Genomic DNA, 6,089 nt, shown 5'->3' with positions numbered 1-6,089 from the left:
GGCGCGCTTTTTGCGTTCCGGGGACAAGAGCGAGCGTGAGCGCATAAGGCGGACGCTTTTGCGGGCCATAAATGACAAAGAGCCAGAAGGTCGGCGAATCCGGCTTCTGGCTCTTTCTCATTTAATTGATGTGTTACTTCATACGCAGACGCCGGCGTCACTGCCCCTCGGCAAGGCGGGCCAGATAGGCGCCGTATTCGGTTTTCTGGAACATCTCGGCGTGTTTCTTCAACTGCGCGCGATCGATCCACCCTGCCAGATAGGCGATCTCTTCGGGGCAACCGGACTGCATTCCCTGCCGGACCGACAGGGTCCGAACGAAATTGCCTGCATCGAGAAGCGACCCGTGTGTGCCGGTATCAAGCCACGCATAGCCACGGCCCATCTTCTCGACCAGCAGCGAGCCGTCCTTAAGATACGTCTCCAACAGCGACACGATCTCAAGCTCGCCCCGTGCCGATGGCTTGATCTCTCGCGCGCGGCGCGGTGCGTCGCCGTCCAGGAAATAAAGGCCGGTGACCGCATAGTTCGATGGCGGCACCTCGGGCTTTTCGATGATCTCGCGCACCGTCCCGTCGGGGGCGAAATCGACGACGCCATAGCGTTCGGGATCGGCGACATGATAGCCGAATACCGTTCCACCAGTGTCTTGGGCCGCCGCGCGCAGCAGGATCTCGGGCAGGCCGTGGCCGAAGAAGATGTTATCGCCCAACACCATGACCGACGGCGCACCGTTCAGAAAATCCTCGGCCAGCACATAGGCCTGCGCCAGTCCGTCGGGCGAGGGCTGTTCGATGTATTCCAGCGTCAGGCCCCATTGGCTGCCATCGCCAAGCAGGCGCTTGAATTGGGGTTGGTCCTGCGGCGTGGTGATGATCGCGATCTCGCGGATGCCGGTCAGCATAAGCACCGTCAGCGGGTAATAGATCATCGGCTTGTCGTAGATCGGCATCAGCTGTTTCGACACGGCCATCGTCAGCGGATACAGCCGCGTGCCGGAGCCGCCGGCGAGGATAATGCCTTTGCGCGCTGTCATGCTGTCTCCAATTCCTTCAGTATTTCAGTCAGTTCCGCCTTCCAGTCCGGACGGGAAATGCCAAGCCGATCCAGCGTGCTGCAATCCAGCCGAGAGTTGTGCGGGCGGCGCGCCGGGGTTGGAAAGGCCGTCGTCGGGATATCCTCCACGACCACGTCGCGGCCGGCCTGCCGGAAGATCTCGCGCGCGAAATCGGCCCAGCTGACGTCCGGCGCGCCGGCGAAATGGTATGTTCCAGAGACCGAAGCGTCGTTTTTCAGCGCCTCCACCGCGGCAAGGCAGGCGGCGGCAAGCGGGCCGGCGGGGGTAGGCCCACCGATCTGATCTGCTACGATGGTCAGCTTGTCGCGTGTTTCGGACAGGCGCAGCATCGACTTCACGAAGTTCGCGCCGTGCGCCGAGACCACCCATGACGTGCGCAGGATCGCGTGGGGGCCGCCCACGGCGCGGATGCCGAGTTCGCCCGCCAGCTTTGACTGGCCGTAGGCGTTGATCGGGCCGGTGGGGGCGTCGGGCGCCATCGGCGCGTCACCCTTTCCGGGAAAAACGTAATCCGTCGACATGTGGACGAAGGGAATGCCCTGTGCCGCGCAGGCGGCTGCCATTTCTGACGGCGCCTCACCGTTCACCGTCATCGCAAGGTCGCGTTCTTCTTCGGCGCGGTCCACGGCGGTGTAGGCCGCCGCGTTGATCACGGCAGAGGGTTCGGCAAGGTCGATGATCGCCTTCAGCTCTTGCGGTCGGGACAGGTCAGCCTCGGTTCGGCCGATGAACCGCGCATCGGGCACGCGACGGGCAAGCTCGCGGGCGACCTGACCGGACTGGCCGAACACAAGGATCATTTGCCGCCCCCGGTGCCCAACCGTTGGCCGACGCCCTGCCGCGATTGCAGTTTGCGCCACCACGGTTCGTTATCAAGGAACCAGCGTACCGTTTTCTCCAGCCCCTCCTCGATGGTCACCGAGGGGCGCCAGCCCAATTCTTTGCGAATTCGCGCCGGGTCGATGGCGTAACGGGCGTCGTGGCCGGGCCGGTCGGTGACGAAGGTGATCTGGTCAGCATAGCTGCCGTTGTCCTTCGGCTGAAGCCTGTCGAGAATGCCGCACAGCGTCTTCACCAGTTCGAGGTTGGAACGCTCGTTCTCGCCGCCGATGTTGTAGCTGCGGCCAAGTTCGCCCTTCTGCACCACCAGCAGCAACGCGTCGGCGTGATCCTCGACAAACAGCCAGTCGCGGACGTTGGATCCGTCGCCATAGATCGGCAGCGGCTTTCCGGCCAGCGCGTTCAGGATGATCACCGGCACCAGCTTTTCCGGGAAGTGATAGGGGCCGTAGTTGTTCGAGCAGTTCGTCAGCACGACCGGCAGGCCGTAGGTCTCGTGCCACGCGCGGACAAGGTGGTCCGAGGCGGCCTTTGACGCGGAATAGGGACTGCGCGGGTCGTAAGGGGTCGTCTCGGTGAACTGCACGGACGGGTCGGCGGGCAGGCTGCCGAACACCTCGTCGGTCGAAATATGATGAAAGCGGAAGTCTTCGGGCTTGCCTGCGCCTTCCCAATAGGCGCGCGCGGCCTCCAGCATGTTGAAGGTGCCGGTGATGTTCGTCTCGATAAAATCGGACGGGCCGTCGATCGACCGGTCGACATGGCTTTCGGCGGCAAGGTGCATCACGGCGTCGGGCTTGTGCGCGGCGAACACGCGATCCAGCGCGGCGCGGTCGCGGATATCGACCTGCTCGAAGGCATAGCCCGGCGCCTTGGCCGCGTCGGCCACGTTGTCCAGGCAGGCGGCGTAGGTCAGCGCGTCGACGTTGACGACCTCGTGGCCGCGCGCGATGGCCAGCCGGACGACGGCGGACCCGATAAACCCGGCACCGCCGGTAACCAGTAGTTTCACGAAACCTTCTCCGCGTAGGTGAACGGCGTGTCGAAATCCGCCAGCGCGGGCGCCTTCGCGTCCTTCTCGGACAGCACCGGATCGGCGCCGGTGTGGGGCCATTCGATGCCGACGTCAGGATCGTCCCACCGCACGGCGCCGTCGCATTCGGGCGCGTAGAAGTCAGAGCATTTGTAAACGATCTCGCAGTCGGGCTCGAGCGTCATGAACCCGTGCAGGAAACCTTCGGGGATCAACAGCTGGCGACCGTTGTCAAAGCTGAGTTCCGCGCCGGTCCACTGGCCGTAGGTCGGGCTGCCGCGCCGGATGTCGACGGCAACGTCGAAGATCCGCCCACGGCCACAGCGCACCAGCTTGGCCTGTGCGTGGGGCGGCGATTGAAAGTGCAAGCCCCGGACGGTGCCTGTTGTCCCCGACAACGAGTGATTGTCCTGCACGAAGCGGATGTCGATCCCTGCGTCGGCGAAGACGCGTTCGTTATAGCTTTCGCTGAAGAAGCCGCGATGATCGCCGAAGCGACGCGGCGTGATAATGTAGACACCTTCCAGCGATGTCGTCTTGAATTCGGCCATGACCCCTGAAATCCACGTCGTGTCGGTACGGGTTCCCCCCGGGCGAACCTAGGGCAGTTGCAGGGTCCGGTCCATCATGCATCCGGGGAAATACTGTGGCGATCGAAGGGCGTTACCGCAGCGACCGGCCCTTGACGATCGCATCCGGGCCAAAGCGTTGCCGGATCGCGTCGGTGGCCCGTTCGGCGTCCGCGCGCCGCCCGGCGTTGGGGTCCAGCAGGTCCCCCACCCGGTCGGCGGTGTCGTCGCCGCTGAGATGCGAGATACCGACGCCCAACAGCCGATAGGGCCCTTGGTCGCCAACGTGGTCGAACAAGTCCCGCGCGGTCCGATAGATGCGATCCGCGATCTGTGTGGGATCGGTCAGCTGCGACTGTCGCGTCAGGATGCGGTGGTTCGCGCGCTTCAGCTTCAGCGTGACGACGCGTCCCGCCTTGCCCTTTGCCTTGGCGCGGTCGGAAACCTTCTCGGACAAGCGCCAGATGTGGCCGTCCAGAACCTCGGGGTCGGCGGTGTCCTCGTGAAACGTCGTCTCGTTCGAGATCGACTTCACCGGCGCGTTGCGGGTGACGCGCCGGTGATCCTCGCCGCGTGCAAGATGGTACAGCCGTTCACCCATCGACCCGAAGCGGGCGACAAGCTGCTCTTTGTCCCAGCGTTTCAGGTCCGCGAAGGTGCGAATCCCGGCAGCCTCCAGGCTGGCGCCCGACGCGTTCCCGACGCCCCAGATCAGGCTGACCGGCCGTGGATCAAGAAACGCCTGGGTCTCGGCCTTGCCGATGATCGCGAAGCCATGCGGCTTGTCGAGATCGGACGCGACCTTGGCGAGGAACTTGTTGTGCGACAGACCGATCGACCCGGTGATCCCCAGTTCGGTCTTCATTCGCTTGGTCAGCCGCGCCAACAAAACGGCGGGCGGCGCATGGTGCAGGCGTGCGGTGCCGGTCAGGTCCAGAAACGCCTCGTCCAGCGACAGCGGTTCGACCGACGGGGTCAGCTCTTCCATCATCTGCCGCACCTGTTTCGACACCTCGACATAGGTGTCCATCCGCCCCTTCACGACGACCGCCTCGGGGCACAGCTTCAGCGCCTGAAACATCGGCATGGCGGACCGCACGCCCTTGATCCGGGCGATGTAGCAGGCCGTTGACACGACACCCCGCCGCCCGCCGCCGATGATCACCGGCTTGTCGCGAAGCTCGGGATTGTCGCGCTTTTCGACCGAGGCATAGAACGCGTCGCAATCCATGTGCGCGATCGACAGGTCCCACAGTTCGGGGTGCGCGATGATGCGCGGCGACCGGCACGACGGACAGCGTGCGCCGGTATCGAAGCGTGTCAGGCAGTCTCTGCAAAGGGCGGGCATGGGGCGGCGTCCGTTCGGGCACTGGTCCGGTACGGTGCTTAGAATAGCGCGACCGCGCCCCGGACGGGAGAGGCGATCATCCTTCCGGTGCGCCAAGGGTTGCGCGCGGACGCGGACGGGGGGCAGTATGCGCCCCGTCGTCCCCGGTTGGAGAAAACCCTTGCGCGTTCAGGTCGTTGCATTCGACACGCCCGTCGATGCCTTTTTTGCGTTCCGCTCGGTACAGGCGGTTCTGGCTGCCGTCCCGGACGCGAAGGTCGACGTCGCGGTTCAGGGCGAACCCGGCAGCGTGTGGGAAGGCTTCCGCACCGCTGTGCCGGGCGTCACGGTAGCGGGCGCGCCTGCCGGGCCGGGCGCCGTGCCCGCGGGTGCGCTTTTGAGGCCGGGGCAGCCCGTCGCGTTTCCGGAAGACGCGCTGGCCGCGTGGCTTGCCGACCCCGAAACCGGCCCCGGCGACGTTGGCGGGTTCCTCGATATCCGGGGACGTATCAACGCGGTGGGCCTGCTGGATCTTCGGTTCTTCGACGAGGCCATGCGGGCGGAGGCGCGCACGCTGAACCATGCGTTCCGGTCCGAGTTCGACAACCGGCTGTTCTGGTCCTACCGCTATGCGGTGGACCCGAAACTGGGCAGCGGCAAGGGATCGCGGGGCGTTTTCGTCACGCTGAAACGCCACTGCCTGAAGCGCGTCGGGATCGAGAACGCAAGCAGCGTGCTGGACGTCGGTTGTGGCGATCTCGAGGTGGTGAATGCCCTGTCGCTGAAGGGCTACCTTGGTCTCGATCTTGCCGAGACCGCGCTGGACAGGGCGCGCGCGCTGCGGCCGGACTGGGCGTTCGAGGTCGGCATGGTCGACCCGGACCGCCACGGCCCGCGCGATGTGGTCCTGTGCCTTGATGTGTTGATCCACCAGCGCGACCCGCAGGCCTTCGCGACCCTTGTACAGGGGCTTGTCGCCGCCACCGGCCAGCGCCTGATCGTATCGGGGTACGAAGCCTCTGCCGGGCCGGGATACATGATCGGGTTCCACGAACCGCTGTCGCAGGCGCTGGCGGCCACCGGCGCCTTTGACCGGATCGAGGCGGTGACGCGGTATCGCGGCACGACGCTGCTTGTGGCTGACCGGCCGGAAAGCACTTTCCCGCCGGCGGCCCCGCTGGACACGCTTGAGATCGGGGAAATCCTGTTCGACCATCTCGACGGCCTTGGGCTGTAGGCCGC

The 6,089-nt window shown here is 65.2% G+C and carries 6 protein-coding genes; 1 reads left to right on the top strand and 5 read right to left on the bottom strand.

From position 1 onward, the window contains the following. Positions 1-157: 157 nt before the first annotated feature. The 5 genes from rfbA to P1K30_RS22410 all read right to left on the bottom strand — a co-directional run bounded on the left by rfbA (position 158) and on the right by P1K30_RS22410 (position 4,868). On the bottom strand, positions 158-1,036 hold the full coding sequence (rfbA, locus tag P1K30_RS22430) for a glucose-1-phosphate thymidylyltransferase RfbA (RefSeq protein WP_275635008.1): 879 nt from the start codon (positions 1,034-1,036) through the stop codon (positions 158-160). After that, a complete protein-coding gene (gene rfbD / locus P1K30_RS22425; protein WP_275635007.1) occupies positions 1,033-1,878 on the bottom strand; it encodes a dTDP-4-dehydrorhamnose reductase in 846 nt (281 codons plus the stop codon). The genes rfbA and rfbD overlap by 4 nt, the downstream gene beginning before the upstream one ends. Then, entirely contained in the window at positions 1,875-2,930 is a 1,056-nt protein-coding gene (gene rfbB, locus P1K30_RS22420; protein ID WP_275635006.1) for a dTDP-glucose 4,6-dehydratase, read from the bottom strand. Before rfbB ends, rfbD begins: the two co-directional genes overlap by 4 nt. Then, positions 2,927-3,502 (bottom strand): dTDP-4-dehydrorhamnose 3,5-epimerase, encoded by a 576-nt coding sequence (rfbC, locus tag P1K30_RS22415; RefSeq protein WP_275635005.1) that lies wholly within the window; start codon positions 3,500-3,502, stop codon positions 2,927-2,929. The genes rfbB and rfbC overlap by 4 nt, the downstream gene beginning before the upstream one ends. 112 nt (positions 3,503-3,614) lie before the next feature. Then, a complete protein-coding gene (locus P1K30_RS22410; RefSeq protein WP_275635004.1) occupies positions 3,615-4,868 on the bottom strand; it encodes a DNA polymerase IV in 1,254 nt (417 codons plus the stop codon). A 160-nt stretch (positions 4,869-5,028) separates the two neighbouring features. Here P1K30_RS22410 and P1K30_RS22405 point away from each other — a divergent pair, with 160 nt between their 5' ends. Next, positions 5,029-6,084, top strand: a complete 1,056-nt coding sequence (locus tag P1K30_RS22405; RefSeq protein WP_275635003.1) for a class I SAM-dependent methyltransferase — start codon at positions 5,029-5,031, stop codon at positions 6,082-6,084. The last annotated feature ends 5 nt before the right edge of the window (positions 6,085-6,089 follow it).

The sequence above is a fragment of the Psychromarinibacter halotolerans genome (genome assembly GCF_029168315.1).
Taxonomy (GTDB): Bacteria; Pseudomonadota; Alphaproteobacteria; order Rhodobacterales; family Rhodobacteraceae; genus Psychromarinibacter; species Psychromarinibacter halotolerans.
Note: the sequence above shows the minus strand (reverse complement) of the source record. Positions and strands in the feature narration are given on the sequence as shown.